At 69.0% G+C, this 25,655-nt stretch carries 29 protein-coding genes; 15 read left to right on the top strand and 14 right to left on the bottom strand.

Going from position 1 to position 25,655, the window contains the following annotated elements:
* Positions 1-82 precede the first annotated feature (82 nt).
* Genes IFU40_RS11515 through IFU40_RS11505 form a run of 3 tightly spaced genes read right to left on the bottom strand, consistent with a single transcriptional unit; the run spans position 83 to position 5,234 of the window.
* Positions 83-1,654, bottom strand: coding sequence for an FAD-dependent oxidoreductase (locus tag IFU40_RS11515; protein WP_191926396.1), 1,572 nt, complete (start codon positions 1,652-1,654; stop codon positions 83-85).
* Positions 1,647-3,833: a molybdopterin oxidoreductase family protein gene (locus IFU40_RS11510; RefSeq protein ID WP_249404167.1), complete on the bottom strand. Its 2,187-nt coding sequence runs from the start codon at positions 3,831-3,833 to the stop codon at positions 1,647-1,649. Before IFU40_RS11510 ends, IFU40_RS11515 begins: the two co-directional genes overlap by 8 nt.
* A 6-nt stretch (positions 3,834-3,839) precedes the next feature.
* On the bottom strand, positions 3,840-5,234 hold the full coding sequence (locus tag IFU40_RS11505; RefSeq protein ID WP_191926395.1) for an MFS transporter: 1,395 nt from the start codon (positions 5,232-5,234) through the stop codon (positions 3,840-3,842).
* 512 nt (positions 5,235-5,746) lie between these two features.
* Between IFU40_RS11505 and IFU40_RS11500 the strand changes: the two genes are divergently transcribed.
* A complete protein-coding gene (locus tag IFU40_RS11500; RefSeq protein WP_191926394.1) occupies positions 5,747-6,757 on the top strand; it encodes a hypothetical protein in 1,011 nt (336 codons plus the stop codon).
* 108 nt (positions 6,758-6,865) lie between these two features.
* Positions 6,866-7,336 carry a hypothetical protein gene (locus tag IFU40_RS11495; RefSeq protein ID WP_191926393.1) on the top strand — a complete coding sequence of 157 codons (471 nt, stop codon included), beginning with the start codon at positions 6,866-6,868 and terminating at the stop codon, positions 7,334-7,336.
* Positions 7,337-7,490: 154 nt separating this feature from the next.
* On the opposite strand, the gene IFU40_RS11490 is transcribed toward IFU40_RS11495, so the two are convergent.
* Together IFU40_RS11490 and IFU40_RS11485 are read right to left on the bottom strand one after the other, a co-directional pair.
* Complete coding sequence (locus tag IFU40_RS11490; protein WP_191926392.1) at positions 7,491-7,643, bottom strand: hypothetical protein; 153 nt, start codon at positions 7,641-7,643, stop codon at positions 7,491-7,493.
* 45 nt (positions 7,644-7,688) lie between these two features.
* Positions 7,689-8,477 (bottom strand): GAF domain-containing protein, encoded by a 789-nt coding sequence (locus IFU40_RS11485; RefSeq protein WP_191926391.1) that lies wholly within the window; start codon positions 8,475-8,477, stop codon positions 7,689-7,691.
* 379 nt (positions 8,478-8,856) lie between these two features.
* Here IFU40_RS11485 and IFU40_RS17075 point away from each other — a divergent pair, with 379 nt between their 5' ends.
* Complete coding sequence (locus tag IFU40_RS17075; protein ID WP_274605352.1) at positions 8,857-8,988, top strand: hypothetical protein; 132 nt, start codon at positions 8,857-8,859, stop codon at positions 8,986-8,988.
* 103 nt (positions 8,989-9,091) lie between these two features.
* Entirely contained in the window at positions 9,092-9,736 is a 645-nt protein-coding gene (locus tag IFU40_RS11480; protein WP_191926390.1) for a hypothetical protein, read from the top strand.
* Between the two features lie 54 nt (positions 9,737-9,790).
* On the opposite strand, the gene IFU40_RS11475 is transcribed toward IFU40_RS11480, so the two are convergent.
* On the bottom strand, positions 9,791-10,096 hold the full coding sequence (locus IFU40_RS11475) for a hypothetical protein (RefSeq protein ID WP_191926389.1): 306 nt from the start codon (positions 10,094-10,096) through the stop codon (positions 9,791-9,793).
* 474 nt (positions 10,097-10,570) lie between these two features.
* Here IFU40_RS11475 and IFU40_RS11470 point away from each other — a divergent pair, with 474 nt between their 5' ends.
* Positions 10,571-10,828: a nuclease gene (locus tag IFU40_RS11470; protein WP_191926388.1), complete on the top strand. Its 258-nt coding sequence runs from the start codon at positions 10,571-10,573 to the stop codon at positions 10,826-10,828.
* 146 nt (positions 10,829-10,974) lie between these two features.
* On the opposite strand, the gene IFU40_RS11465 is transcribed toward IFU40_RS11470, so the two are convergent.
* On the bottom strand, positions 10,975-11,376 hold the full coding sequence (locus IFU40_RS11465; protein ID WP_244630664.1) for an aldehyde dehydrogenase: 402 nt from the start codon (positions 11,374-11,376) through the stop codon (positions 10,975-10,977).
* A 370-nt stretch (positions 11,377-11,746) separates the two neighbouring features.
* On the opposite strand from IFU40_RS11465, the gene IFU40_RS17215 reads away from it, so the two are divergent.
* Together IFU40_RS17215 and IFU40_RS11455 are read left to right on the top strand one after the other, a co-directional pair.
* On the top strand, positions 11,747-12,289 hold the full coding sequence (locus tag IFU40_RS17215) for a sigma factor-like helix-turn-helix DNA-binding protein (protein ID WP_191915826.1): 543 nt from the start codon (positions 11,747-11,749) through the stop codon (positions 12,287-12,289).
* Positions 12,290-12,396: 107 nt separating this feature from the next.
* Positions 12,397-12,876, top strand: a complete 480-nt coding sequence (locus tag IFU40_RS11455) for a hypothetical protein (protein ID WP_191926387.1) — start codon at positions 12,397-12,399, stop codon at positions 12,874-12,876.
* A gap of 67 nt (positions 12,877-12,943) precedes the next feature.
* Here the strand turns inward: IFU40_RS11455 and IFU40_RS16840 are convergent, their stop codons facing one another.
* Positions 12,944-13,153: a DUF1653 domain-containing protein gene (locus IFU40_RS16840; RefSeq protein ID WP_191926386.1), complete on the bottom strand. Its 210-nt coding sequence runs from the start codon at positions 13,151-13,153 to the stop codon at positions 12,944-12,946.
* 239 nt (positions 13,154-13,392) lie between these two features.
* Between IFU40_RS16840 and IFU40_RS11445 the strand changes: the two genes are divergently transcribed.
* On the top strand, positions 13,393-13,872 hold the full coding sequence (locus tag IFU40_RS11445; RefSeq protein WP_191926385.1) for a DUF6153 family protein: 480 nt from the start codon (positions 13,393-13,395) through the stop codon (positions 13,870-13,872).
* 83 nt (positions 13,873-13,955) lie between these two features.
* Complete coding sequence (locus IFU40_RS11440) at positions 13,956-14,549, top strand: DUF305 domain-containing protein (RefSeq protein ID WP_191926384.1); 594 nt, start codon at positions 13,956-13,958, stop codon at positions 14,547-14,549.
* A gap of 164 nt (positions 14,550-14,713) precedes the next feature.
* Here IFU40_RS11440 and IFU40_RS11435 read toward each other — a convergent pair whose 3' ends face one another.
* The 6 genes from IFU40_RS11435 to IFU40_RS11410 all read right to left on the bottom strand — a co-directional run bounded on the left by IFU40_RS11435 (position 14,714) and on the right by IFU40_RS11410 (position 20,626).
* Positions 14,714-16,291: a carbohydrate-binding domain-containing protein gene (locus IFU40_RS11435; protein ID WP_194717002.1), complete on the bottom strand. Its 1,578-nt coding sequence runs from the start codon at positions 16,289-16,291 to the stop codon at positions 14,714-14,716.
* Positions 16,279-17,100: a polyphosphate polymerase domain-containing protein gene (locus tag IFU40_RS11430; protein ID WP_342343516.1), complete on the bottom strand. Its 822-nt coding sequence runs from the start codon at positions 17,098-17,100 to the stop codon at positions 16,279-16,281. Before IFU40_RS11430 ends, IFU40_RS11435 begins: the two co-directional genes overlap by 13 nt.
* A complete protein-coding gene (locus IFU40_RS11425) occupies positions 17,097-17,747 on the bottom strand; it encodes a DUF4956 domain-containing protein (RefSeq protein WP_191926383.1) in 651 nt (216 codons plus the stop codon). The genes IFU40_RS11430 and IFU40_RS11425 overlap by 4 nt, the downstream gene beginning before the upstream one ends.
* Positions 17,744-18,901, bottom strand: a complete 1,158-nt coding sequence (locus tag IFU40_RS11420; RefSeq protein ID WP_342343515.1) for a bifunctional glycosyltransferase family 2/GtrA family protein — start codon at positions 18,899-18,901, stop codon at positions 17,744-17,746. The genes IFU40_RS11425 and IFU40_RS11420 overlap by 4 nt, the downstream gene beginning before the upstream one ends.
* Before the next feature lie 9 nt (positions 18,902-18,910).
* Positions 18,911-19,957, bottom strand: a complete 1,047-nt coding sequence (locus IFU40_RS11415; protein WP_191926382.1) for a phosphodiester glycosidase family protein — start codon at positions 19,955-19,957, stop codon at positions 18,911-18,913.
* Positions 19,958-20,125: 168 nt separating this feature from the next.
* Positions 20,126-20,626 carry a hypothetical protein gene (locus tag IFU40_RS11410; RefSeq protein WP_055834165.1) on the bottom strand — a complete coding sequence of 167 codons (501 nt, stop codon included), beginning with the start codon at positions 20,624-20,626 and terminating at the stop codon, positions 20,126-20,128.
* A gap of 220 nt (positions 20,627-20,846) precedes the next feature.
* On the opposite strand from IFU40_RS11410, the gene IFU40_RS11405 reads away from it, so the two are divergent.
* The 6 genes from IFU40_RS11405 (at position 20,847) to sucD (ending at position 25,431) form a co-directional block, all read left to right on the top strand.
* A complete protein-coding gene (locus tag IFU40_RS11405; protein ID WP_191926381.1) occupies positions 20,847-21,062 on the top strand; it encodes a hypothetical protein in 216 nt (71 codons plus the stop codon).
* Positions 21,063-21,128: 66 nt separating this feature from the next.
* Entirely contained in the window at positions 21,129-22,304 is a 1,176-nt protein-coding gene (locus IFU40_RS17210; RefSeq protein WP_191926380.1) for a histidine kinase, read from the top strand.
* A complete protein-coding gene (locus IFU40_RS11395) occupies positions 22,301-22,903 on the top strand; it encodes a response regulator transcription factor (protein WP_055936389.1) in 603 nt (200 codons plus the stop codon). Before IFU40_RS17210 ends, IFU40_RS11395 begins: the two co-directional genes overlap by 4 nt.
* A gap of 89 nt (positions 22,904-22,992) precedes the next feature.
* Positions 22,993-23,187 carry a hypothetical protein gene (locus IFU40_RS11390; protein ID WP_055834174.1) on the top strand — a complete coding sequence of 65 codons (195 nt, stop codon included), beginning with the start codon at positions 22,993-22,995 and terminating at the stop codon, positions 23,185-23,187.
* 157 nt (positions 23,188-23,344) lie between these two features.
* Complete coding sequence (gene sucC, locus IFU40_RS11385) at positions 23,345-24,508, top strand: ADP-forming succinate--CoA ligase subunit beta (protein ID WP_191926379.1); 1,164 nt, start codon at positions 23,345-23,347, stop codon at positions 24,506-24,508.
* Positions 24,509-24,528: 20 nt separating this feature from the next.
* Positions 24,529-25,431 (top strand): succinate--CoA ligase subunit alpha, encoded by a 903-nt coding sequence (gene sucD / locus IFU40_RS11380; RefSeq protein ID WP_055834180.1) that lies wholly within the window; start codon positions 24,529-24,531, stop codon positions 25,429-25,431.
* The last annotated feature ends 224 nt before the right edge of the window (positions 25,432-25,655 follow it).

The following is a 25,655-nucleotide window of genomic DNA, read 5'->3' as shown; positions in this document are numbered from 1 at the left end:
GCGCAGACGTCGCGGGCGCTCCGGGCGATCTCTTCGTGCGCGAGAGGGCGTGGAGTGGCGGGATGCCGGGGCGGCGGGCGCACTACGCCGGCACCGCCTCGCGCGCGATCAGCTCGGTGATCCGACCGACGCAGCCGCCGCAGCCGGTGCCGGCGCGGGTCGAGGCCTTCACGCACGCCACCGTCGGCTCCCCGGCCGAAACGGCGTCGCGGATGGCTCCCGCGCTCACTCCGTTGCACCAGCAGACGGTCGCGTCGGCCGCGAAGGGGTCGGCGACGACGGCCATGCCGACGTCGGGCGCATCGAGCCGCAGCAGGGAGGAGCGGTCGGCGGGCAGCTCCGAGCCCCGCTCGAACAGCAACGTGAGCTCGGCGCCGGTGCGCGGCATCCCGACCGCGACGAACCCGGTGAGCACGCCCTCGACGGTGGCGAGCTTCACGTAGGCCCCGCGCGCGGGGTCGGCCCAGAGGGTGACCTGGGGGCCATGGCATCCGGACGCATGCACGGGCGCGAAGGGGTCGGCGTCGACCTCGCCGCCGGCGACGACATCGATGCCCTCGGCCTTGAGCATGACGACCCCCGGACGCTCGGCGACCACGGGCGACGAGACGCCCGATGACAGCAGCGCCGCGAGGCGGTCGGCCTGGTGCCAGCCCGGTCCGATGAGTCCGGTCGGCCCGCCCGGCACCCGGCCGTCGGTGTCGGCGGCGGCGGGATCGGCGACGTGTGCGCAGTCGCCGATCGCGTACACGGCCGGGTCGGTCCACGAGCGCGACGAGCCGTCGACGAGCACGCCCGCCGAGGTGGCGAGGCCGCTGAGCGATGCCAACTCGGTCCGCGCCCCGACCCCGCACGACAGCACGAGCAGATCGCCGGCGAGCACCTTGCCGTCGGCGCAGGCCAGGCCATCGAACCAGGCGTGGCCGTGGTCGTCGTAGCGCTGCACGATGCTCTCGGCACGGGCGTGGTGCACCATCTCGACGCCGGCCGCGTGCGCGGCGGCGGCCAGCACGCGCCCGCCGTTCTCGTCGAGCGTGCGGTTCATGGGCGCGGCCGAGTGGTACGCGACGATGACCTCGGCGCCCGCTTCGGCGGCGGCCAGGGCGAGTTCCATCCCCAGCACGCCGGCGCCCAGCACGACGATGCGCTGCCCGGCCGAGACGGCCGCGCGCACGAGTTCGGCGTCGGCGAGATCGCGCAGCGCGACGACGCCGCGGGGGAGCGGCGCCCCGCCCCGGTCGAGGTCGTCGGGCGCCCCGGGTCGGGCCGACCGGTCGCGCCGAGCCCGCTCCAGGCCGGCCAGTGTCGGGACGTTGGCGCGGGCACCGGTGGCGAGCACGAGTCGGTCGTAGTCGATCCGGATGCCATCGTGCAGGCGCACCACCCGCCGATCACGGTCGATGCCGACCACCGTCGCGCCGAGCGCGAAGCGCACGCCCGCGTCTTCGGCGACGCGGCGGTCGTCCATGTCGAGGCCCGCGCGGTCGGCGCGGCCCACGGCGTACTCGGCGAGCAGCACGCGGTTGTACACGTCGTGGGTCTCGGCCCCGACGACGGTGAGGTCGATGCGCCCCGCGCGCACGGCGGGTAGCAGCCCGTCGACCAGTCGCGCCCCGACGGGACCGTAGCCCACCAGCACCACGCGCTCAGACATGCATCTCCTCCTGGGGGCGGTGATCCGCATGGCCCGCCACTAGAACGCCGGGGCGCTCGACGACGTGGGGCGCTGCGGCTCGCGCGTCGGCCGTCGCGGCACCGGTCGTGGTGGGGGCGCCGGGGGCAGCGGCATCCGGAGCCACCCGCACCCGCGTGCGTTTGAACTCGGGCATGGCCGAGGTCGGGTCGACGATGGCCTCGGTGAGGCGGTTGGCGCACTCGTCTCCCGCGTAGTGGAATGGTAGGAAGACCGTGTCGTGGCGGATGTCGGTGGTGACCGTCGCCCGCGCCCGCACGGTGCCGCGCTCGTTCGATACGGCGACGAGCGCATTCTCGCGGATGCCGAGGCGGGAAGCCGTCGCCGGATGGATCTCGAGCCGTGCCTCGGGGCGGGCGCCGTGCAGCTCGGCGACGCGGCGGGTCTGCGTGCCCGACTGGTATTGCTGCAGGTAGCGGCCGGTGACGAGGGTCAGCTCGCCTCCGCGGTCGGTGGGCGCCGGGGGAGTGGCGGACACCGGCACGAGCTTTGCGCGCCCGTCGGCGTGGGCGAAGCGCTGCGTGAACGGACGGGGAGTGCTGCGGTCGCGGTACGGCCAGTACGCCTCGACGCCGGTGTCGAGCAGCGCGTGCGAGAGGCCCGAGTAGTCGGCGATACCGCCCTCCGAGGCGCGGGCGAGTTCGTCGAAGACCTCGGCCGGATCGGTGGACCAGGTGGATGCCGCGCCCAGGCGCCGCGCGATCTCGGACATGATCCACAGCTCGCTGCGGGCACCGTCCGGCCCGGGTAGCGCCTGTCGGCGGCGGATGACCCGGCCCTCGAGAGAGGTCATCGTGCCCTCCTCTTCGGCCCACTGCAGCACGGGCAGCACGATGTCGGCCAGCTCCGCGGTCTCGGAGAGGAAGAAGTCGCACACGATGAGGGTGTCGAGGGCGGTGAGGTTCGCGCGCACGGCCTCGACGTCGGGCGCGGAGACGACGACGTTGGAGCCCGCGACCAGCAGCGTCTTCACCGGACCGCCGAGCTCTGCGAGCAGCGCGGTGGCAGGGATGCCGGCATCCGGAAGCGTGTCGGGATCGACGCCCCAGACCCCGGCGACGTGCCGGCGGGCTTCGGGGTCGCGGATGGAACGGTAGCCGGGCAGTTGGTCGGCCTTCTGGCCGTGCTCGCGTCCGCCCTGGCCGTTGCCCTGGCCGGTGAGGGTGCCGTAGCCCGAGCCCTCGCGGCCGACGAGGCCGAGCACGAGGGCGAGGTTGATCGCGGCGGTCGCGGTGGCGGTGCCGTCGACGTGCTGTTCGACGCCGCGTCCGGTGAGGATGTACGCGCGTCCCGCGGCGAGGCGGCGGGCGGTCGCTCTCAGGTCGGCAACCGGGACGCCGGTCGTCGCAGAAGTCCGCTCCGGCCACCACTGCGCGACGCTGCGTCGGACCGTGTCGAACCCCGACGTGCGCTCCTCTATGTATGCCCGGTCGGCGAGGCCCTCGGCGAGGGCGATGTGCGTGAGACCGAGGAGGAGGGGCAGGTCGGTGCCGGGGGCTGCCTGCAGGTGGGTGCCGGCGCCCTCTTCGGTGAGGCGCGCGGTCGCCGAGCGGCGCGGGTCGACGACGATCAGGCCGCCCGCTGCGCGGGCACCGGCGAGGTGCGCGAGGAACGGCGGCATGGTCGCGGCGACGTTCGAGCCGAGCAGCAGGATCGTCTCGGCGTCGTCGAGGTCGGTCACCGGGAACGGAAGGCCGCGGTCCATGCCGAACGCTCGATTGGCGGCGGCGGCCGCCGACGACATGCAGAAGCGACCGTTGTAGTCGATGCGCGAGGTGCCGAGGGCGACGCGGGCGAACTTGCCCAGCTGGTACGCCTTCTCGTTGGTGAGTCCGCCGCCGCCGAAGATGGCGTTGGCGTCGGCGCCGTGGTTCGCTTTCGTCTTGCGGAACGCCGCCGCGACGGCATCCAGAGCCTCGTGCCAGGTGGTCTCGGCGAGGGTGCCGTCGGAGCGTCGGGTCAGTGGCATCCGGAGTCTGTGCGGGGATGCCAGGAGCTCCGCCGACGTCCAGCCCTTGGCGCAGAGTCCTCCCCGGTTGGTGGGGAAGTCGCGGCCGGTGACCGTGGTGGTGCCGTCGTGGCGCACGGTCATGGCGCATTGCAGCGCGCAGTAGGGGCAGTGGGTGTCGGCGGAGCTCATGGGCTGTCAGATCCGCACGCCGGAGCGCTTCGACATGCGCAGGTAGACGCCGGCGGTGAGGGCGAGGAAGACCACGTAGGCGCCGACGAACCAGCCGAGGGCCGGGGTGTACGAGCCGAACGTCGTCTTCGAGAAGCCGAGCAGCTGCGGGATGAAGAAGCCGCCGTACGCGCCGATCGCCGAGATGAGGCCGAGGGCCGCCGCGGCCTTGCGCTGAGCGCCGATGCCGTTGTTCGAGCGCAGGGCGAAGATCGTCGGGATCATGCGGTACGTCGAGCCGTTGCCCATGCCGGCGGCGGCGAACAGCACCAGGAAGCAGAGCAGGAACACGGCGAAGTTCTGCATCGGCAGGGTGAGGATCACACTCAGGATGCCGAGACCCATCACCGTGAAGGCGCCGATCGTGATGACGGTTCCGCCGAACCGGTCGGCGAGCTTGCCGCCGTAGGGGCGGGCGAGAGAGCCGACCAGGGCGCCCAGGAAGGCGAGGGTGACGGTGGCCGTGCCGATCGCGATGCCTTTGAAGTCGGGGAAGGTGTCGGCGAGGAGCTTCGGGAAGACACCCGTGAAGCCGATGAACGAGCCGAAGGTGCCGATGTAGAGGGTCGCGAGGATCCACAGGTGCGGTTCTTTCAGGGCGGCGAGGGATGCCGCGACGTCGGCCTTGGCAGCGCTGAGGTTGTCCATGCGGAAGTACGCACCGACCATCGCCACGAGGATGAGCGGCACCCAGATGAGGCCCGCGAGGGGGAGGTTGAGGGTGGCCGCGGCGCCGATGGTGATGACGATCGGCACGACGAACTGCGCGACCGAGGCGCCGAGGTTGCCGCCCGCGGCGTTGAGTCCGAGCGCGTACCCCTTCTGCGCGGCCGGGTAGAAGAACGTGATGTTCGACATCGAGCTGGCGAAGTTGCCGCCGCCGAAGCCGGCGAGGGCGGCGATGAGCAGAAGCACGCCGAACGGAGTTGCGGGGTTCGACACCGCGATGGCGAGGCCGATGCTGGGGATGAGCAGCAGGGCGGCCGAGACGATCGTCCAGTTGCGACCGCCGAAGCGCGGAACCATGAACGTGTAGGGGATGCGCAGCGTCGCGCCCACCAGGCTCGGCATCGAGATGAGCCAGAAGATCTCACCCGTCGACAGCTGGAAGCCCGCCGCCGGGAGAGAGACGACCACGACCGACCACAGCTGCCAGACCACGAAGCCCAGGAACTCGGCGAAGATCGACCACCGCAGGTTGCGGGATGCGATGGCCTTGCCGACGCTGTTCCACTGCTCGGGGTTCTCGGGGTTCCAGTTGTCGATCCAGCGGCCGGGGCGGTGAGTGAGTTCTTGTGCTGCTGCCTCGAGCGTTGCGGGCGGCGCGGTGGCCGCTTCGGGGCGCGGGTCGGTGACGGTCACGGGGTCCTCCGGTGGACGATGCGGGGAGGTGCAGCGCCCCGCATGGGTGGGGCGTGCCGTCAGCGTAGGGAGGAGGGGTTTCCCGGGACCGCGCCGCTGGGGGCGGGGAGGTAACGGTTGTCTCACCCGGGCGGAGGGGGTGGGAGAGGGGGAGTTTACGTGGGCGTTACATGGGCGGGGTCAGGTCGGGTGGGTGATTCCAGATTGCATCACGGCTGTGCGCCTGACATACGATCCATTATCAGCATGTGCACATGCGCTATAAAGGCTTTATGTGAGCGGAGCCAGAACGCCGGATGCGGAGCTAGCGCCGCGGACATTGCTCCGATCTCATCGGGCTCGCAGAGCGTCGCCCACCTGCAAATCTCAGCACCAACAGCCGCCGCCCGTGTCGCGATGGCAACGGGATATACCGAGGAGGCCGCTAGCGCAACCGTCGCTAGCCCGAGCACGCTGGGCACGGTCATGAGGAACAGTTGTGCGCGAGAAATGTTGCTGTCGGAGGAGCCACCATGTCAACGTTCGCTGCGCTTGAGCGAAGCACAGTGCAGTTGGTCGAAGCGAAGCGATTCGCCGCACATGGCGATCCTTCGTACAGCCGACTCGCCCTCCTGCTTCTCGACAACGCGGCTGAACTCTCGCTCCTCCGAACGGCCAGGTCAGCGTTGCTACTCGCGGATCAGTACGCCGAGATGGGCGGCCGACTCGATGAAGCCGGACTCGGCGGGTTGAGCGAGTCTCTGCAAGCGACCATTCGTCTGGGGAATGTGTCGGCGCGTCGGCGAAAGAAGATCGAGCGTGAGTTCGATGCGCTGGTCGACTTCGTCGCCGAGCGCGGCCGAACAGAGCTTGCACCGGAGGTCGCCGACTGCTTGAAGATCCTCCACCGCTTCCGAAACGGTGCCTATCATCGCGAAGACATACGTGCGGACATCATCCACTCTGCTGTGCTCATCTACTTCTTTCTCTGCTGTGAGCTACTCGCAGATGAGCGACACCCCGCGCATCAGCTCGGAACACCCGGGCCGGTCATCGCCGCGATCCTCGGCGATCTCGACCCCGCCAAAAGCCGCTCCGGATTCGCCTACGACACCATGGAGCTGCGAACGCTGATCGCCGCGCGGCTGCGTCAGGATCTGAGCCTCGACCATGCCGCCGTTACCCGCGCGCTCTCACAACATCTAAACGGCCGACTGTCCGTCCTCGACCGTCGCCTCGAAACCATCACGGACTTCTTCGAACGCCCGCCTCGACGCTCGACCGTGCTGCGAATCATCCAGTTCGGTCCGGATTCCGCAGCTGACCCCCTTCCAGCAGATTTCTGGACACGAAAACTGCAGGTGACGGAAGCCACCCTGGAAGACTGGCAGTCGAGTGCGCACCGAATCGCGGAGGCCGCCCACGCCCACGACGGGCTCAGATCGTTCGCTCGAATTGAGTCTGTCCTCGCGCAGTTCGAAGAGCAGGTCGAGCCCTTCATTGAGGAGATCGACCGGCAGGAAGAGCTCTGGCGCGAGAGGTGACCTTCATGCGCGCGCCGTTTCTAACCGGTCGCCAGGGCGTCAGCGAGTGTCCACCCGCGGATACAGAAACTGTGGCGTGCGGAGACGGGTTCTCTCTATCGTTCTCGCATGAGCCCCGAACCTGCGGTTTCCCCAATAGACGTCGCTCACGCGCGTTTTCGACTGGCGGTGGACGAGCTTGCAGCATCGATCGTCGGTGACGACGAAGCTTCAATACTCAGTCGCGTCAATTCGGCTGGATCAGCGCTGTACGCGCTGTGGCTGTTTCAGGGCGTCTCGGGTGGTCGCCAGGTGGCATGGGCCGGAGAGGACGCGGAGCGTCGTAACGTCGTTGGCCTCGTGTATGCGCGCGGCGAGGCGGAGCACCAACAGAGGCACCTTGCGATGGCGGCCGGGTTCGGCGAGGCGCCGTTTGGCCTCGGTCCCTTCGGGGGTGGGTGGCTGTGGAGTGAGTGCCCGGCTAGCCGTCCGTCCTACGGCGAAAGCCAGGCTCTATACGACGAGCAGGTGCTGTGGAAGTCGTTGCCCGATCCGTTCGAACGTGCGGCGGCGTGGCTCGGGGCTAACCCGCCGCGGTAACTGTCTGGCTGCCGGTCAGATTTCCGAGACGTGCGTCTCGTAGTTTGGGCTGCCAGTATCGATGCACCTCAATCACATACGTGAGGCAACCTTATTAGCCGCGCCCTGTCCGTAGCGGGGTGACGGACTCCGGTTCCTCCGCAACGCGAAAGGGCTAGCGCCCGAGCTTGTTAGTACCTTGAGTCTTCTTGGTGGCGGTCGTGGGGCGTACGACGGTGGACTTCGTGATCTTGGTCCCGGCGCTGCTTTTGAGCACCCCGTATCCACCTGATGTCTTGACGACCCGCCATCCCTGCTGCTTCGCCATGTGCATCAGTGTAGGGGCGGGGTGCGACATCGGCTGGGAGGGTTGTCAGATGCTTGTTCTCACGTCGCCGTCCTGCCCAACCTCGAACGGGATTGACATCATCTCCGCGATCAGCTCAACGAGGGCGACGTCGCCGTCATCGAATGAGTGCGCCTTGGGCGCGTCGAGCGTGACCATCCCGTAGACCCCCGTATCCGTCCAGATGGGTGCCGCTATGAAGGTGTCGTATCCCGACATGGTTCCGTCGTAACCTGAGGGTCGTTTCTTAGGTAGGTCTGGGTAGAAGGCAACGGCTTTCTTGTCGATGAACGAGAGCGCGGCGTCGCCGCGCGCTGTACCCGCGATGAAGGGGCCAGGGCGTTCGCCTCGGCCGCCGTGTGCGATGGAATCCATGCTTACTGGGTTGTTGTCAGCGTTCAGGAGGTAGACGACAGCGCGGGGCCTTGCCGCACCACGGTCACCCACGATCGATCTCAGCGCCGTCGCTGCTGCCTGGGCGGCGTTCTTGAGGTATGCCGCCCGAACGCTGTGTGGCTGTCGTGCCATGTCGGCGGCGGTTGAGGCAAAAGGCATTAGTTCGTCGCGGAGCTTCACGAGCTGGTTGCGCTTGGCTTTTTCGATGGAGGTTCCGCGGCGGTGCTCGATGACCTTCACCGCGATGGTCACTCCGACTGCTGCGGCAACGCACGCCAGGCCACCCGCCCAGAGCAAACCGTGAATGCCCGTCGTATCCCTGAGCGCCCATGCGATGAGTTGTGCTCCCACAAAGCTGCCGACGACGGGGACAGCCGCTGATATAACGGTCCAGACCATCCCCCCACGTCGTTTGCTCATTCCAGCATCGTAGGGCGAGGGTGAGCCTGTGGATAACGAGGGACGTCTCCGCGCCGCGAGTGCCGTTTAAACAGTCCTGGAGTGCCCCAGGGCGCCCAAAAAGGGCGTATAACCCCTAGAACCCTCAACGCGTCCGCAATTTATCCCCACGAGCGATCCTGGCTCGTGGGTGATGTCGGAGACCCTCTCTAGAATGGTGGTGCACGAAGAAGCCCCGATCGGCTCTGGCCGAGAAGAACTTCTCGAGCACATAGCAGATCGGGGCCGGGGTGTCTTTGGACGGACTTCTCGACTCTAGAGGCTCAATAGCCTCTACGCGACCGAGGCCAGGTGGTCTTGACCGGGTGATCTGCTCCACTCCAGTCAGAGAGGAACCACTATGGCGAAGGGATCGTCGCGGTCGTCCAAGCCCTCGAAGGCCACGCTGAGCAAGGCGGGGAAGACGCTCGCGTCCAACTCGTCGAGCAAGCCGGCCAAGTCGAAGGCCGGCTCGACTCTCGGCAAGGGATAACAGCCGAAGGGGCTGACACGGAAGTGTCAGCCCCTTCGTCCCCTGACCCTTCATCGGTGATTCGTCTCTGCACATCGCCCCGCCTGGGCGAGAAGGGGGCACTATGCCTTCTGCAGATCACATTCCGTCGTTCAACCATCTGCGTACTTTCGTGGCAGACAAGGCCGCTGGGCGCAAGACTCACGTCGCCGCTGACCGTCAGCAGGTCGAAGCTCCCTCCGATGGGCGGGTCTTCGCGCACTACTACGAGAAGCTCATCACCGCGCTGCTGCTGCACATCAGCCGGGGCTCACGCGGGAGCACCCTCGACGATGCCGTGCATGCCGCGGTGCCGGCGAAGCAGCCGAGCTACAACCAGGCCGTGCACGGTCTGAAGAAGATCCTCGCCGCTCACCCTGCCCGCGACGGTATCCGCCGTCAGCGCAGCACGGTCGTGCGCGATGCCGATGGGTACGAACTCGTCAGCATCCGCACACACGTCGAGCTGCGCCTCGCGGACGGCAGCCACCTCATCACCTACCTGCACTTCTCCCCCGGCGCTCTCGTAAAGGCGGAGATGTCAATCATGGAAACTGCTGTCGCCCTCGCTGCGCGACAGGCGAACCCGTCCGCTACCCCCGCAATCGCCCTCGTGCGCGAAGGCAAGCTCGCCATCATCGACGTGACGGACGCTCTGTCACCCGATCGCATCGCATTCCTTCGCGCGGCGTCCGCGGCATACCGGGCAGAGTGGGACGTCGCGGCCTGACGCGCCATTGGGGAGGGCGCCACGACGGGCCCTCCCCGGTTCTTTTCCCCTCGGCTATACGAAGACGTAGGACAGTCTGTCGTTGAAGACGAACCGGAGCTCGTCCGGTGCGTCGAAATCAACCTCCCCAGACACTGCAATGGCGTCATCGTCACGGTCGCGGGAGAACACGTCGGGCATGACGGATCGATTAGCGGCCGCGGCGCTAAGGAAGAGGAGGAACTTCTGCGTCTCGGTCTCGGGAGCGGACCCTAGATCGACCTTTCGGCCGCTTCCTTTCTCCCGAAGACGACCAGCACGCTGGCCCTGCGGATTCCGGTACTCCTCGATGTAGCACCGCACCTCGGTCACGTCACTCATGACGATCAGCATGGCAGAGCGGACACATCCGAGTCCGCTTCAGTATCCAGCGATGTCGGCGGGGTGCGGTCTAAGGATTGTTTCATCGCACGTCTAAGCGCTGCGAGGGGGGCGTCCGATCACGCGCCCGAAAGGTTGTGGGTGCGGCGTGGCGTCGGCACCCACTTGAGAACGAGATTGCCCATTTTGAGGCCGCCCGGCCAGCATGGGTGCCACGCACCCTTCCAGCTCTACCATCCCCGTAGCCACACGAGCCGCTGCGCAGCTCATGCTCTGCCAAGCTGACATATCGTTGACTATCAGTTTGACTGGTCTGCTCCGCTTCCCCGTCTCTGGGGCGCCGAAGGCTCCGAACGCGCGGTGCATCGATGTCGAGCGAGTCCGCGTCGTTACGCCTTACTACGCCGCAGATCGCCCACCCCCACGGCATCCCGTAGCTTCATCTCACCAACCCCTCCGAAGGCAGGTGAAGCCATGTCCCGCACGATCTCGTCGACAGTCCACCCGATCCAGCGCTGCATGGCGGCCTCGAACCCGTCAGCGTGGTGGGACGGACTCGTGATCGACGCCGATGGCACGACGGCGACGGTCGCGCTGCTCAATGGCGCAACGGTTGACCTGCGGGTCGTCGGCCCGGCTGTCGCCATCGCGGCGGGGGAGCCGGTGGCCTACCATCCGGTCGCGGAACTGCTCAGCGCGTCGGCGATCCTCACGACCGCGCGCTTGGCTTAGCCCCGCAGGGGAAGCAGACGCATGACTCAGGGCGAGCGAGAGGGTTCTCCCGTTGTCCTGGTCGCCGTTCTCGTCCTCGCCGTTCTTGCGGTCTTCTTCCTGTTGACGTCCGGGCTCCTGGCGACGTTCTTCGATCCCGAAGTGGATCAGACAGACATCGAGGCCATCATCGCTTCGCACTTCATCACCATGTCGTCGCAGGCCATCGCGCAGTAGCGGCACATCTCGTCCATATCGGCGTGCGCGCGGCACTCTGCGGCGCAGGCCTTGCCCATGGTCATGCAGGCGGTCATCATGGCGCTCATCACGTCCATGTTCATCCCCGCCGGGCGCATCATCATGTGCATCGTCGCCTGCGCCATCTCGACCATGTTCGAGCACATCGCGCAGCACGTGGCCATCTCGGGGCCGTGCATCATGTCGCTGCCGGCGCACATCGCCGCGGCCATCGCGCACGCGTTCAGTGACTGCATGCACTCCTGCATGGCATCCATGTTCATGGTCATCTCGCCCATGTCCATCGACTTCATCATTGCCATCGTGTCCATCTGGATCTCCCGTGTTCTCGTCGGTTCGGAGGGACCGGAGGCCGCGGAGGGACTCCGACGTACCGGCGATGCTACGCCGGGGGCCGCGATCTTCGACAGGGCTCGGAGGAGGTTGATCAGTTCATGGTGAAGACGACGGTGCCCGTCGCAATGCTCACCGCGATGAGCGCGAGGGCGACGGTGTCGGGCGTCATCCGGCGCGCGTGTTGCGCGACGAAGTCCGAAGACAGTTTCACGTCGTCGCTCTCCCGCGTGTATCGAGCACGTCTGTCGACGCGAAGCGCGGAAAGCGTCCCTGCGGGGCAAGCCACTCATTTCGCACCGCGTGTAAGAGTCGCGTCGATGGCGAACATGGGTAAGCGTGGAAGATGTGTCATCCCCATCCGCCCGCGCGCGTTTCGAGGAGACGGTGCGGCTCGTGGCCGACCCCGTACGCCGCTACCTGTGGCGACGCGCTGACCCCGCCACCGCGGAGGATGTGCTCGCAGAAACCCTCATCGTGCTGTGGCGACGTCATGAGCGCATGCCCGCCGATGCCGAGGCCGTCGCCTGGGCGATCGGTGTGGCTCGGCTGCAACTCGCGAACGCGAACCGCGCCCAGCGGCGTCGCGACAGATTGGTCGCCAAGATCACCGTCCTCGACCCGCCCGCCGCGTTCGTCGCCGAGCACAGCGGACCCGTCGACGAAGAGGTGCGCGTCACCCTCGCGGGCCTGCGGACAGCGGATGCAGAGGTGCTGCGGCTGTGGGCGTGGGACGAGCTCGCTCCGCGGGAGATCGCGATCGTCCTCGGCACCACGGTCAATGCCGCGACGGTGAGGCTGCACCGCGCGCGACGGCGCTTCGAGGGCGAATGGCGTAAGACCCACCCAGGCTCCGGACATATCGAGACAAGAGAAGGGGACGAACCGTGAACGACGCACACCACGACGCACTGCGCCGACTGCTCCGAGCGGGCGACCCTGCTTCGTCGCTCCCGCCTTTGCGGAGCGACCAGATCAGTCGACTCGCGGAGGACACCATGAACCCCCAGAACGCCTCGCCCCGAAGCCGTGTCAACCGGCCAGGACTTCTTCTCGGCGCCATCGGCGCGGGTGCGGCGGCGATCGCGGCCGTGGCACTCGCCGTTCCTGCGATCGTCGGCACCTCGGTCGCTGCGACCGCTTTGACGCAGCCGGGTGCGGGTGGGCCGGCGGCGATGTGCGCCCAGGTGACCCCCGAGGCGGTCGCGGCCGCAGGTACGTCGTTTCGCGCCCACGTGCGGAGCATCGCAGACGGCACCGTCACGCTCTCCGTCGACGAGCGGTTCGACGGCGAGGTCGGTGACACGGTGACCGTCGCCCAGGGCGTTGGGGCAGGTATCGACGGCGAACCGATCGTGTTCGTCGAGGGTGAGACCTATCTGATCAGCGCGAGCACCGATGGCGTCATCATCACGTGCGGTGTGAGCGGAGTCGCCGATGCGGGGCTGACCGCCGTGTACGACGCGGCGTTCAAATGAGCAATCGCGGCGCATCGGCGACCGCACTCGCCGGCCCTAGGGATCGGGCCGGCGGAGCGACCGAGCCCTAGGCGACGCGGCGGAACCGGGGTCCCGAGTAGCCGTCGCGGTCGACGGTCTCGGTGAACATCTCCACCGGGCGGACCCAGAACGAGTAGTCGTCGTAGAGCTTGCGGTACGAGACGAAGAGCTCCTCGGTCTCGGAATGCCTCGCCGTTCCGAACACCTCGTACCGCTGGCCTTTGAAGTGTTCGTAAATGCCGGGTTCGATTGTCACTCGGACTGTCCCTCTTTCTCGTCAGCTGCGAACGGGCAGCGGGAGTCGTGCGTGGATCGACTCGGCAGTGGGCGCGAACGCCTCCCTGGTCGACACCCGAGCGCGACGTTGCGCCCACCATCCGTGACGGTCAACACGACGAAAGTCTAGGTACGTCCGCACGCGTGCTTCACGGCATCCGTGGGTGGGGTGCCTCGCTCAGCGACAAGGCGCGCCCTCACCGCAGGTCTGAGAGTCGCGTGTCGCACGTCCTCGGTAGTCTGCTGTTCTCGAAGGGGGTGAGCATGTCGCTCGTCGGTGTCGCTGAGTACGCCCGCGGTCCTCGCGCGCTCGCCCACGTCATCCTTCTGACGGTCGCCATCGTCGCCGGACTTCTCGCGATGCACGCGTTCCACGCCACCTCGACCCCGGCCGGCCACGGCGCGGCGACCGGGCACAGCACTGCGGTCATGGCATCGCCGTCCGAAGACGAGCGCCCCCACGACGCGATGACCGCGTCCGCGACCGACGCAGCAGCCTCGTCCGTCGACCACTCGAAGGCCTGGATGGCATGCGTGCTGGCCCTTCTCGGTGCGGTCATCGTCTTCATCGCCGGGGTCGGGCTCCGCCTCCCGGGCGCGCGGGCGCGGCTGCTCGCGGCGGCACTCGCCCGATGGTCGGTGGTCGCGCACGCGTTGCCGCCGCCCTCTCTCACCGTTCTCTGCATACGTCGCACGTGATGACGCGTCGGCCCGCTTCGCGCGGGCAACGCACCCAGCTCGACGACCGTCGGGCGTCATCGACGACCCTGGAGAACTCCACTATGAAGAACCGATCCGCGGCGACCGCCGCATTCACCCTCGCCGCCCTGCTGCTCGTGACCGGTTGCACCGGCGGCGCTCAAGAGACCATGCCCGGCATGGATCACGGCGGCGGCAGCTCCGCCCCGCCGGCGACGACCAGCGCCACCGACGCCGATGTGATGTTCGCGAGCATGATGATCCCCCACCATGCGCAGGCGATCGAGATGTCCGACGTTCTGCTGGCGAAGGGCGATATCGACGAGCGCGTCACCGAGCTGGCCCAGGGGATCAAGGCCGCTCAGCAACCCGAGATCGACAGGATGCAGCAGTGGCTCGAGGACTGGGGAGCTGATTCTTCGGACGGGGATGCCATGCAGCACGGCGACGGCATGATGAGCGAAGACGATATGCAGATGCTCGCGAACGCCTCGGGCGCCGAGGCTGAGCAGCTGTTCCTCTCGCAGATGATTCAGCATCACCGCGGCGCCGTGGACATGGCCCAGGCCGAGATCGACAACGGCTCGAACGCCGCCGCCATCGCGCTCGCGAAGACCATCGTCGAGGCGCAGATGGCCGAGATCGCGCAGATGGAGCAGCTGCAGGGCTCGCTCTGACGACAGGGGTGGGGCGCGGATCCCTTGGGCCCGCGCCCCATCCTCCCTCTCTCGTGCCCGGTGGATCGGCATCCGCAGAAGCTCTGCCGCTCGCGCTGGCACTCGCGCGAACGCCGCGACCCGAGGGGAGCAACCCCGGCCCGCGGCCCCCGCACTCTCGACGCTCAGGGGCGTCCGCCACCCATGCCCCCACCTCCCATCCCGCCGGCCGCCGCGACGCCGGCTGTGACCGAGGTCGCGACCCCGTCGACGGTCACCGTGTACGACTGCCCGTCGGTGATCGCCGACGACGTGAACACGACCGATCCGAAGGTCTTCTCGGCCGTGTACTGCGCGATGACCGTGCCACTGGCATCCGTGATCTGCACCGTTGAGCCCGCGCTGCCCGAGGCCGTCGCCGCGAGCCACCCCTGTGCCGACGACTCGTCGGGCGATTCGGCCATTCCGGTGCTGCCGAGAGCGGCGAGCGTGCCGCCCGAGACGTCGATGCCGCCGTTCGAGTCGAGCGCGCCGTTGCCCTGCTGGGTGGGCCCGTGGACGGTGACGTCTCCGCCGGTCATGGTGATGCTGCCGTTGGAGTCGAGGCCGTCGCCTTGAGCGTCGACCACCAGGGTGCCGCCCGAGATGGTGAGGGTCTCGCCGGTGTCCTGCATGCCGCCGCCCATCCCACCGCTCGAGCTCGTCGTGGTGCCGCCCGAGGCGTTCACACCGTCATCCGACGAGATGACCGAGGTGATGCCGCCGGCGATGCGGATGTCGCCCGACTCGATGCCCTCGTACGACTGGCTGATGGTGACGTCTCCGCCCGAGATCGCCAGAGCGATCTCGGAATGGATGCCATCGTCCTCGGCCGCGATCGACACGGTGCCGCCGGTGATCAGCGCGTCGGTCCACGCATCGATGCCGTCGTCGGTCGCGGTGGCGTCGATCGTGCCGCCGGCGATCCAGACGTAGCCCTGGGTGGCGTCATCCGTCTGGTCGCTCTTGAGGGCGTCGCCCCCGGCGGTGAGGGTGAGCGTGCCGTCTTTCACGGCGAGCGAGTCCTTGCCGCGCAGGGCATCGTCGGCGGCGGTCACCGTGATCGTGCCGCCGATGATCGCGAGGTCGTCGGTGGACGAGATGCCGTCGTTGCCCGTGTCGGTGACGGTGAGGGCCCCCGAGCCCGAGACGGTGAGGTCGCTGTCGGCGTAGATGGCGGCGCTCGCGTCGGCGTCGGCGGAGCTCGCCGCGGTGACCGTGTTGGTGGAGCCCGCCGCGAGGTTGATCGCCACGTCGTCGGCGGTCACGACCTGGATGGCCGCGCCCGAGGTGCTCTCGATGGTCGCGTCGTCGAGCACGAGGACCACCTGCGCGTCGTCGGGGACGGCGACGACCACGTTCCCGTCGAGCGTTCCGGTCAGCGTGTAGACGCCGGCGGCGGTGATGGTGACGGTCGAGCCGTCGATGCGGACTCCCGCCGAGTCGCTCGACGCGGTGGAGCCCGCGAGCGTGATGGTCTCGGCATCCGCGATGCTCCACTCGTCGTCTCTCACGACGGTGCCGTCGGCGTTGGCCGCGAGCAGTTCGGCGGCGGCCGCGGGGATGGTGGAGTCGATGTCGGAGGTGGTCTGCACGCTCGACTCGACGCTGGATGCCGTGGTGGCCGGCGCCGATGTCGCGACCGGCTGAGCGGTGACGGCGCACCCGGCGAGCACGAGGCCCGCGAGGGCGAGGGGAAGGGCGAGGGGGATCAGGCGGCGCATGATGCGTCCTTTCGGGTGTTCTGGGATGAGGCGAAGGGGCCCGCGAGCACGCGGGTCCAGCGGTTGCGGGGGAGGTCTGCGCGCAGGGCTGCCATGCCGGTGGCGTACTTGCTGATGCGCTGCGGGCGGTGCCCGGCTCGCCAGAGCGCGCGGTCGAGGGCGCCCGCCTGCCCGGGCGATTTGGTCTCGACGATCGCGTAGCGGGGGAGGGTGAAGCCTGCGCCGTCGGCGTCGATCCACCGCAGGTCGAGGTCGATCGTGGCGCGGGAGGGCACGTCGCCCGCGAGCAGCAGCGTCGTGCGTCGATAGAGCGTCTGCAGCCGCGCGTCGAGGTCGTCGGCGCGACCCGGCTCGACGCCGATCGCGCCGAGGGCCTCGGCGACGTCGTCGCGCGCTTCGGTGGTGAGCCGGTCGGCCGCGTCGAGGTCGTAGGCATCCCTGTCTTTGCGGGTGAGACCGCGCGCTCCGCGGGTCTTCATCTCGAGGTAGGCGGCCCCGGTGTCGACGTAGGTGCGGGTGCGCAGCTTGAACCGGCGGCGGCGCCCGTGAGCGGCGAGGCGGAAGCTCAGCAGGTCGGGGGTGTCGAAGTACACCGAGCGGTAGGCGAGCTCGCGCTCGCCGGCGATCTCGAGGGCGGCCGGAGCATCGTCGGAGCGCTGCAGGTTCTCGAGCAGGGATGCCGCGGCGTCCATCGGCACGACGTACTTGCGGTCGACGCGGGTGAGCAGGGCGGCGTCGGTCGTGAGAGCGTCGAGCCCGATCGCGGGGAGGGCTGCGATGGCGGTCGCCGCGCGGTCGCGGGCGGTCACCGGGTGCCGCCGATCAGGTCGGCGAAGCTCGCGTCGGCGGTTCGGCGTCGGCCGGGGGTGGCGTCGAGGGCTTCGCGAGCGACATCGCGTGCAGCGGGCGCGGCCAGGACCCGGTACCGCACATCGACCAGCGTCGTGTCGTCGACCAGGTCGAGCTGCTGCACGGTGACGCCGGTCACCTCGCCGCCGAGCAGGCGCCCGAGCTCGGCCCGCAGCTCGGTCTCGTCGGCGATGGCGCGATCGAGGTGCACGGTCTGGTGACGGGCCCGCGACAGCAGCCGCGGGTGATCGGCGACGGCGAGCACGGCCACGATGAGCCCGACCAGCAGAAGGGGAATGGAGAGGTCGACGGGCGGCAGGCCGCAGATCAGGCCGATCGCCAGAGCCGCGAAGTAGTACGCCACCTCGCGCTGAGTGATCTCGCTCGAGCGCAGCCGGATGATCGACAGCACCCCGAACAGTCCGAGACCGAGGCCCAGAGCGACTTCGGCGGTGCCGAGGACGGTCGCGACGGCGAGCACGCCCACGTTGACGCCGAGGAAGGCGACGACGAGGTCTCGTCGGCGGTGGCGCTGGAAGTAGATGGCGCTCAGCAGGACGGCGGCGACGAGGTCGGTCGCGGCCAGGATCAGGGCGGTGGTGGTCATGAGGTGCTCCTTGCGGGGATGAGGGGAGAGGTGTCGGGGGATCCGGATGCCGTGTCGCGGGCGTCGGGCTCGCGGGCTGTCGCGCCGGGCGGCCCGGGGCGTGAGATGGGCACGCGCGCCGGGGTCTCGGCATCCGTTCGGGGGAAGACGAGCGAGCGCTGCACGCCGTAGCTGAGGACGAACAGCACGCCCTCGGTCACGACCTTCGCGGGCAGCAGGGCCAGGCCGTTGTCGGTGAGGAAGGACATCCAGGCGATGTTCGAGGCGAGCAGCGCGAGGGCGAGCACGCCGTAGCGCAGGGCCTGCGGAAGCATCGATCCGCCCCGCGCGCGGAAGACCACACGGCGGTTGACGACGAAGTTCGCGGTGGCCGACAGCACCCGCGCCGCGATGATCGAGGGCACGAGCCATCCGGTCAGCGCCTGCAGGACGAGCAACGCGACGGTGTCGACGACGAACGCCGCGAGAGACGACGACGCGAACAGCAGCACCGGCAGCAGCACGCGCAGCGAGTCGCGCACCGGACGGAAGTGACTCGACGAGTTGCGGTCGAGGTACACGGTGTCGACGGGCACCTCGTGCGCGGAGACCTGGTCGGGGCCGAGGCGCAACAGCATCCGCTGTTCGTACTCGAACCCGTCGCCCGGGATGCCGAGGGCCCAGCCCAGGCGATCGGCGGGGATGCCGCGGAGCCCGGTCTGCGTGTCGGTCACCCGCCGCCCGGTGGCGAGGCGGAACAGCCCGCGCGAGGCCGCATTGCCCAGGCGGCTGCGCAGCGGCACGGCGCCGTCGAAGCCGCGGACCCCCAGTACGAGAGCGCTGCGGCCCTCGGCCGCGTCGGTGCGCAGAGCGTCGGCCACGCGGCAGACGTCGGCGGGCGTGTGCTGCCCGTCGGCGTCGGCGGTGACCACGTCGGCATCCGGATCGTGTGCGGCGATGTGGGCGAAGCCCGTCTTCAGCGCCGCGCCCTTGCCGCGGTTGGCCGAGTGCGTGAGGACGTGGGCGCCGGCCTCGCGGGCGGCGTCGAACACCGACGCGAACGCGGGACCGCTGCCGTCGTCGACGACGAGCACGTCGAGGTCGGGGTCGGTGCGGAGCAGATCGGCGACGAGGGCCGGCATCCGCGGACCGGGCTCGAAGGCGGGGATGAGCACGAACACCGCTCAGCCCGCCACGTAGAGGATGTCGCTGGTGCCGCGCTCGCCGCCGTTCGAGGGCGAGTTGATCACCTGCCCGTTGAAGTACATCGTCGACGAGCCGCCGCCGTCGAGGTTGTAGGCGGTCGTCGCGCCGAGCGAGAGCAGGATGTCGGCGAGCCCGGGCAGCGTCACGCCCTCGCTGTAGCCCTCTTGACGGCCGTCGACCACGACGAAGACGAGGTGGTTGTCGTCGATCACGCCGACGGCGGTGCGCGGCTGGTCGCCCTGGATCGAGTGGTTGCCGACGTTCGTGTCGACCTCGACGCTGTCGATGCCGTCGACGACCTCGCCGTTCTCGACGATCGCGGGACCGAAGCTGAGCGTGTTCCAGACCCCGGATGCCAGCAGCTCAGCCGCCGTGGTCTGCGTCTCGTCGTACACCTCGACGTGGCCGTCGGTGTAGAAGGCGAGTCCCTGACGAGCGCCCTCGTCGCGGTAGACGACGCCGTTGCGGATCTCGATGCCCGTGGAGCGGAAGCCGTAGTAGTCGCCGTTGATGGCGAAGACCGCGTCGTTGGCGGCGGCGATCTCGCTGGTGGTCTGCGTGATGTTCTCGCCGAACTGGTTGTTGGCGAAGGCGGACCGCAGGTCGGTGGCGTCTCCGAGCACGACGTCGGCGACGTAATAGGTGAGGGTGTCGGTGGTCACCGTCGAGACGGTGACCGAGGTGGAGCCGTCGCTGAAGCTGGTGTCGGTCAGGCTCGTCTCGGTCGCTGCGGTGGCCGTGGGCTCGGCGGTGGCAGATGCCGTGGCGGATGCCGTGGCGTGCGCGGCTTCGTACGCGGCGACGTCGGTGATCTCGACGTGGGGGATGAGGAAGCGATTCGCGGCCCACGCTGCGGAGCCGCCGACGGTGAGCGCGACGGCCAAACCGCCGGCGAGGAAGGCGCGGCGGGCGACGGGCCGCTTCGGGCGGCGGGGTCCGTCGGACGGCGTCGCCCGGCCGCGGCGAGAGGCCGAGGTCGGTGCACCGTCGGGGGCGGTGTCGGGGGTGGGGGCTGCGGGGTCCATGGCACCAGGAAAGGTGCCGCGCCCTTCTCGCGCCCTAATCCAGGCCTACGCGGAGCCAAGAAGAGCTATGGAAACGCTATGTGGACGTGTGCATGTGCACTCGAGCTGCGGGCCCGCGGCCGCCCTGCCGCGTCCAGGGCGCCGGGGGAGTGGCATCCGGAGCCTCCGTCACGCGACCGCCCGCAGAACGCCCGTGAGGATCAGCGTGATGACCGTGGTCCACAGCACGATCGCCGCGGCCTGCCAGGCGAGCACGCGCAGGGGCGAGACGCCGGTCGAGGTGAGGGCGGCGGCGGTGAACTGCGTGGGCAGCAGCAGGGGGCCGAGCAGGCTCACGCCGGGGGTCCCGTAGCGGTGGTAGGCCTTCTCGAACTTCTGGCGGCGCGCGGTCAGGGGCTTCTCGACGGCTCCGCGACGGGTGGTGACGGCCGTACGCACGCGCGAGGTCGCGAACACGACGACGGCGACGCAGATAAGGTTGCCGATCGCGCCGGCGATGGCCGCGACGGCCGGGTGGATGCCACCGACGATGCCGATCGCGGCGGCACCCTCTCCTTCGATGAACGGCACGGCACCGGCGAGGGCGACGATCAGCGGCTGCACGAGGTCGGGCACGTCGGCGACGAGGCCCTGGAAGCCGAGGATGAGATCCGAGACGGGGTTCGACATGAGGACTCCTGGGGGATGAGTCCGCGGCGTGTTCCGCGGTGATTCCATCCCATCGGGAGCGGCGTCTCCGCGGCAGTGTCGCGGTGTCATGGCCGGGCGGGAGGATGCGCCGATCGACCCGTGACGAATGTCATGCGCCCGGCGGCGCGGCGGGAGCGCGGGCGTTGGGGCGGCGGCGGAATTCTCGATACGTTCGGACAAACCCCAAGGAGAGTGCACCATGACCGACAACCCCGCCGCCCCGTCCGCACCGCGTCAGTGGCTCAAGGCTTTCTACAGCGCGCTCGCCGCGGCGCTCGGATACGTGATCGTCGAACTGATCTTCCAGCACGACACGACCTACATTTTGGCCGGCGCTCTCGGCATCCTCGTCGTCCTCACACCGATCTTCTACGCGATCAACCGCCACAGCAGCCGTCGGACACCGAAACGCTGATCGAAGGGCGGGTGGGGCGCCGGGCGCTCCACCCGTGACGAATGTCATGGACGTACTGTGGCCGGTGTGACGAGCCCCCTCCCCGCGCCCCCGCCCGCGTCGACGTTCGCCCGCGACGTGCGGGTCACGTGGTGGTACACCGCCGCCTCCATCGCCGGGTTCCAGGTGTTCGGGCTGTTCATCTGGACCCTGCTCATGGTGCTGAGAGCGTCGACGCCCGCCATCGTGCTCTTCGTCGTCGGCGGCCTCGGGTCGGTCGCCGTCTCGCTGCTGCTGATGGCGCGCTACCGCCGCGAACCGCTCGACATCGGCGACGTCTCGGGCCACCGGCCCGTCTGGCCGCTGGTCATCGCCGGCATCGCATTCGGCGGTGTCACGGGAGCGGCGGCCGGGTCGCTGCTGCTCGCCGTCGTCCTCGGAGCGCAGACACTGTGTCTGGTGCGCTGGCGTGTCGGCATCCGGATGCGTCTCGTGGTGCTGCTGATCGTCGTCATCGTCGCGGCGTGGGTGATCGAGGTCACCCGGCTCAACCCCGCCGGATACGTCGCCGATGCCTTCGGCGTGGGCCTGTTCCTCGCGATGTTGCCCCCGCTCACGGCGACGTCGCTGTGGTGGTGGGACATCGTGCGCGAACTCGACCGCGCTCGCCGCGCCGAGGGGCGTCTCGCCGCCGCCCAGGAGCGCCTGCGTCTCGCCAGCGACCTGCACGATCTTCAGGGCCACCACCTGCAGGTGATCGCGCTGCAGCTCGAACTCGCCGAGAAGATGCTCGCCCGCGACCCCGCGGCCGCCGTCGAACAGGTGCGCCTCGCACGCACCAGCGTCGACGAAGCCCGCCGCGGCACCCGCGAGCTCGCCACGCGCTTCCGGGGTGTGCCGCTGCCCGACGAACTCGCCAACGCCGCCGACCTGCTGCGCGCCGCAGGGCTGCGCGTCGAGTTGTCGGTCGCCCCCGATGCCGCCGACGCTCCGGCCGACGTGCTCGGCCCGGTGATCCGCGAGTGCACGACGAACGTGCTGAAGCACGGCGGTGGGGTCTCGGCATCCCTCGCTCTGATGCACCACGACGGCGAATGGGTCTTCACCATCGACAACGACGTGCGCGAGGTGCGTGGCACGGGCGGCAGCGGTCTGGACGGTATCGCCGACCGCGTCGGTCGGGTGCGAGGAACAGTGGATGCCGGGCACTCCGGCGATCGATTCAGGGTCACCGTCCGGGTGCCCGAGGGGGTGATGGCGTGATCCGCGTGCTCATCGCCGACGACGAGGACATGATCCGCACGGCGCTCGCCGCCCTGCTGCGCCTCGAGCCCGACCTCGACGTGGTCGCGGAGTGCCGCGACGGCGAGAGCGCGATCGCCGAAGCCGACCGGCTGCGGCCCGACGTGTGCCTTCTCGACCTCGAGATGCCGGGACTCGATGGCGTCGACACGGCCGCGCGCATTCTGCGGCGCGTGCCCTCGCGCTGCGTGATCGTCACGCGGCACGCCCGTCCCGGCGTGCTGCGGCGGGCGCTCGGCGCGGGCGTCGACGGGTTCCTGCCCAAATCCCGTCCCGCGGATGACGTGGCCGCGGTGATCCGCGAGGTCGCGGCGGGGCGACGCTACGTCGACCCCGAGATCGCCGCCGACGCCCTGAGCGACGAACGCAGCCCCCTCACCGACCGCGAGCTCGACGTGCTGCGGGCGGGCGCCCGCGGTGAGACGATCGCCGAGATCGCGGCATCCCTGCACCTGTCGGCGGGGACGGTGCGCAACCACGTCTCGTCGGTACTGGGCAAGCTCGGGCTGGCCAGCCGGCAGCAGGCGACGATCCACGCGCGCGAGCGGGGCTGGATCTAGACGACGACCGGCGAGAGGGCGCCCACCCACAGGACGGCGCGGCGCGTCAAGCACTGCCGCACGGCGAGGACCGTCGGTAGCTTCGGCGCATGAGTGAGCGCGCATCGCGAGACGCGGGTCTGGCCCGCTACGTCATCATCGGAGTCGTCGTCGGCATGATCGCGGGACCGATCGTCGGCCTGCTCGTGCCCTCGGTGGGGGTCGGGTTCGGGATCTCGTTCGGCCTCGTCGTCGGAATCGTCGGGGCCGTGATCGCGTGGCTCGTGGTGCGTCCGCGAAAGTGAGGCGGTGAGCGGTCGGGTCACCTCTGCCCCCTCCCTTCGGAGGTGCAAGGGTCGGGCCCCTTCACCCCCGTCTAGTAGGGTTGTCGACTGGCGAGATCTCTTGATATCGAGAGACTTCGTCTTCTCCCACCACCGATCGCCCAGCGAAGGATTGTCCGTGGATCTCTACGAGTACCAGGCACGTGACCTGTTCGAAAAGTACGAGGTGCCGGTACTCGCCGGCATCATCGCCGACACCCCTGAGGAGGCGAAGGCGGCTGCCGAGAAGCTCGGCGGTGTGGTCGTCGTCAAGGCTCAGGTCAAAACCGGAGGCCGCGGCAAGGCCGGCGGCGTGAAGGTCGCCAAGAACCCCGAAGAGGCATTCGAGGCGGCCCAGGCCATCCTCGGCCTCGACATCAAGGGCCACGTCGTCAAGCGCGTCATGGTCGCAGCGGGCGCCCGCATCGCCAAGGAGTTCTACTTCTCGGTGCTGCTCGACCGCTCCAACCGCTCCTACCTGTCGCTCTCGAGCGTCGAGGGTGGAATGGAGATCGAAGAGCTCGCCGTCGAGCGTCCCGAGGCGCTCGCGCGCATCGAGGTCGACCCGATCGAGGGCATCACGCCCGAGAAGGCGCTCGAGATCGCGAAGGCTGCGAAGTTCGACGCCGAGCTGGCCCCCAAGGTGGCCGACGTGTTCGTCAAGCTCTTCAACGTCTACAAGGGCGAGGACGCCACGCTCGTCGAGGTGAACCCCCTGATCCAGAGCGAAGACGGCGACATCATCGCCCTCGACGGCAAGGTCTCGCTCGACGAGAACGCCGGCTTCCGCCACCCCGACCACGAGGCGCTGGAAGACAAGGACGCGGCCGACCCGCTCGAGGCCAAGGCCAAGCAGCACGACCTCAACTACGTCAAGCTCGACGGTCAGGTCGGCATCATCGGCAACGGCGCGGGCCTGGTCATGTCGACCCTCGACGTCGTCGCCTACGCCGGTGAGAACCACGGGGGCGTCAAGCCCGCCAACTTCCTCGACATCGGTGGCGGCGCCTCGGCGACCGTCATGGCCGCCGGCCTCGACGTCATCCTCGGCGACGAGCAGGTCAAGAGCGTCTTCGTCAACGTCTTCGGCGGCATCACGTCGTGCGTCGCCGTGGCCGAGGGCATCGTCAAGGCCCTCGAGATCCTGGGCGACACCGCGACCAAGCCGCTCGTCGTGCGCCTCGACGGCAACCAGGTCGAGGAAGGCCGCGAGATCCTCGCCGCCGCCAACCACCCGCTCGTCACCCTCGCCGCCGGTATGGACGAGGGCGCCGACAAGGCCGCCGAACTGGCCAACGCGTAAGGGATAGGGAAACACCAGACATGTCGATCTACCTCAACAAAGACTCCAAGGTCATCGTCCAGGGCATCACCGGCGGCGAGGGCACCAAGCACACCGCCCTCATGCTCAAGGCCGGCACCCAGGTCGTCGGCGGAGTGAACGCCCGCAAGGCCGGAACCACCGTCTCGCACAAGGACGCCGCAGGCAACGACGTCGAGCTGCCCGTCTTCGCCTCGGTCGAAGAGGCCATCCGCGAGACCGGCGCCGACGTGTCGATCGCGTTCGTGCCCCCGGCCTTCACGAAGGACGCGATGGTCGAGGCCATCGACGCCGAGATCCCGCTGCTCGTCGTGATCACCGAGGGCGTGCCCGTCGGCGACACCGCCGAGGCGTGGGCCTACGCGAAGAGCAAGGGCGAGAAGACCCGCATCATCGGGCCGAACTGCCCCGGCATCATCACGCCCGGCGAGGCGCTCGTGGGCATCACCCCCGCGAACATCACCGGCAAGGGACCCATCGGGCTCGTGTCGAAGTCGGGCACCCTGACGTACCAGATGATGTTCGAGCTGCGCGACCTCGGCTTCTCGACCGCCATCGGCATCGGTGGCGACCCGGTCATCGGCACCACGCACATCGACGCCCTCGCGGCGTTCGAGGCCGACCCCGAGACCAAGGCCATCGTCATGATCGGTGAGATCGGCGGAGACGCCGAAGAGCGCGCCGCCGCCTACATCGCCGAGCACGTCACCAAGCCCGTCGTCGGTTACGTCGCCGGCTTCACCGCCCCCGAGGGCAAGACCATGGGCCACGCCGGCGCCATCGTCTCGGGCTCGGCCGGCACGGCACAGGCGAAGAAGGAGGCCCTCGAGGCCGCCGGCGTCAAGGTCGGCAAGACGCCGTCCGAGACCGCTTCGCTGATGCGCGAGATCATCGAGAGCCTGTAAGCAGCACTCTCTCGAGGGCCCGGATGCCATGGCATCCGGGCCCTTTCTCGTGTCCGGCGGGGCCTGCCGCGGAACACGCACCTCGCGAGACCGCACGCGATTGCCGAGACCGCATCGGATGGGCGCCGAACGGGTGCGTCCTCGGCAAACGCGTGCGGTTTCGATGCCGCGGATACGTCCGACGGCGCGGTGGCGACAAAAAAGGGACCCGGATGCCGTGGCAT

The sequence above is a fragment of the Microbacterium sp. CFBP 13617 genome (assembly GCF_014839445.1).
GTDB lineage: Bacteria > Actinomycetota > Actinomycetes > Actinomycetales > Microbacteriaceae > Microbacterium.
This window is presented reverse-complemented; position numbering and strand designations above follow the sequence as displayed.

What these genes read in the sequence shown, in the direction of transcription:
- IFU40_RS11515 (WP_191926396.1), bottom strand. Translation starts at nt 1,654, where the DNA reads ATGTCTGAGCGCGTGGTGCTGGTGGGCTACGGTCCCGTCGGGGCGCGA.
- IFU40_RS11510 (WP_249404167.1), bottom strand. Translation starts at nt 3,833, where the DNA reads ATGAGCTCCGCCGACACCCACTGCCCCTACTGCGCGCTGCAATGCGCC.
- IFU40_RS11500 (WP_191926394.1), top strand. Translation starts at nt 5,747, where the DNA reads ATGTCAACGTTCGCTGCGCTTGAGCGAAGCACAGTGCAGTTGGTCGAA.
- IFU40_RS11495 (WP_191926393.1), top strand. Translation starts at nt 6,866, where the DNA reads ATGAGCCCCGAACCTGCGGTTTCCCCAATAGACGTCGCTCACGCGCGT.
- IFU40_RS11490 (WP_191926392.1), bottom strand. Translation starts at nt 7,643, where the DNA reads ATGGCGAAGCAGCAGGGATGGCGGGTCGTCAAGACATCAGGTGGATAC.
- IFU40_RS11485 (WP_191926391.1), bottom strand. Translation starts at nt 8,477, where the DNA reads ATGAGCAAACGACGTGGGGGGATGGTCTGGACCGTTATATCAGCGGCT.
- IFU40_RS17075 (WP_274605352.1), top strand. Translation starts at nt 8,857, where the DNA reads ATGGCGAAGGGATCGTCGCGGTCGTCCAAGCCCTCGAAGGCCACGCTG.
- IFU40_RS11480 (WP_191926390.1), top strand. Translation starts at nt 9,092, where the DNA reads ATGCCTTCTGCAGATCACATTCCGTCGTTCAACCATCTGCGTACTTTC.
- IFU40_RS11475 (WP_191926389.1), bottom strand. Translation starts at nt 10,096, where the DNA reads ATGAGTGACGTGACCGAGGTGCGGTGCTACATCGAGGAGTACCGGAAT.
- IFU40_RS11470 (WP_191926388.1), top strand. Translation starts at nt 10,571, where the DNA reads ATGTCCCGCACGATCTCGTCGACAGTCCACCCGATCCAGCGCTGCATG.
- IFU40_RS11465 (WP_244630664.1), bottom strand. Translation starts at nt 11,376, where the DNA reads ATGGACACGATGGCAATGATGAAGTCGATGGACATGGGCGAGATGACC.
- IFU40_RS11455 (WP_191926387.1), top strand. Translation starts at nt 12,397, where the DNA reads ATGAACCCCCAGAACGCCTCGCCCCGAAGCCGTGTCAACCGGCCAGGA.
- IFU40_RS11440 (WP_191926384.1), top strand. Translation starts at nt 13,956, where the DNA reads ATGAAGAACCGATCCGCGGCGACCGCCGCATTCACCCTCGCCGCCCTG.
- IFU40_RS11435 (WP_194717002.1), bottom strand. Translation starts at nt 16,291, where the DNA reads ATGCGCCGCCTGATCCCCCTCGCCCTTCCCCTCGCCCTCGCGGGCCTC.
- IFU40_RS11425 (WP_191926383.1), bottom strand. Translation starts at nt 17,747, where the DNA reads ATGACCACCACCGCCCTGATCCTGGCCGCGACCGACCTCGTCGCCGCC.
- IFU40_RS11415 (WP_191926382.1), bottom strand. Translation starts at nt 19,957, where the DNA reads ATGGACCCCGCAGCCCCCACCCCCGACACCGCCCCCGACGGTGCACCG.
- IFU40_RS11410 (WP_055834165.1), bottom strand. Translation starts at nt 20,626, where the DNA reads ATGTCGAACCCCGTCTCGGATCTCATCCTCGGCTTCCAGGGCCTCGTC.
- IFU40_RS11405 (WP_191926381.1), top strand. Translation starts at nt 20,847, where the DNA reads ATGACCGACAACCCCGCCGCCCCGTCCGCACCGCGTCAGTGGCTCAAG.
- IFU40_RS11390 (WP_055834174.1), top strand. Translation starts at nt 22,993, where the DNA reads ATGAGTGAGCGCGCATCGCGAGACGCGGGTCTGGCCCGCTACGTCATC.
- sucD (WP_055834180.1), top strand. Translation starts at nt 24,529, where the DNA reads ATGTCGATCTACCTCAACAAAGACTCCAAGGTCATCGTCCAGGGCATC.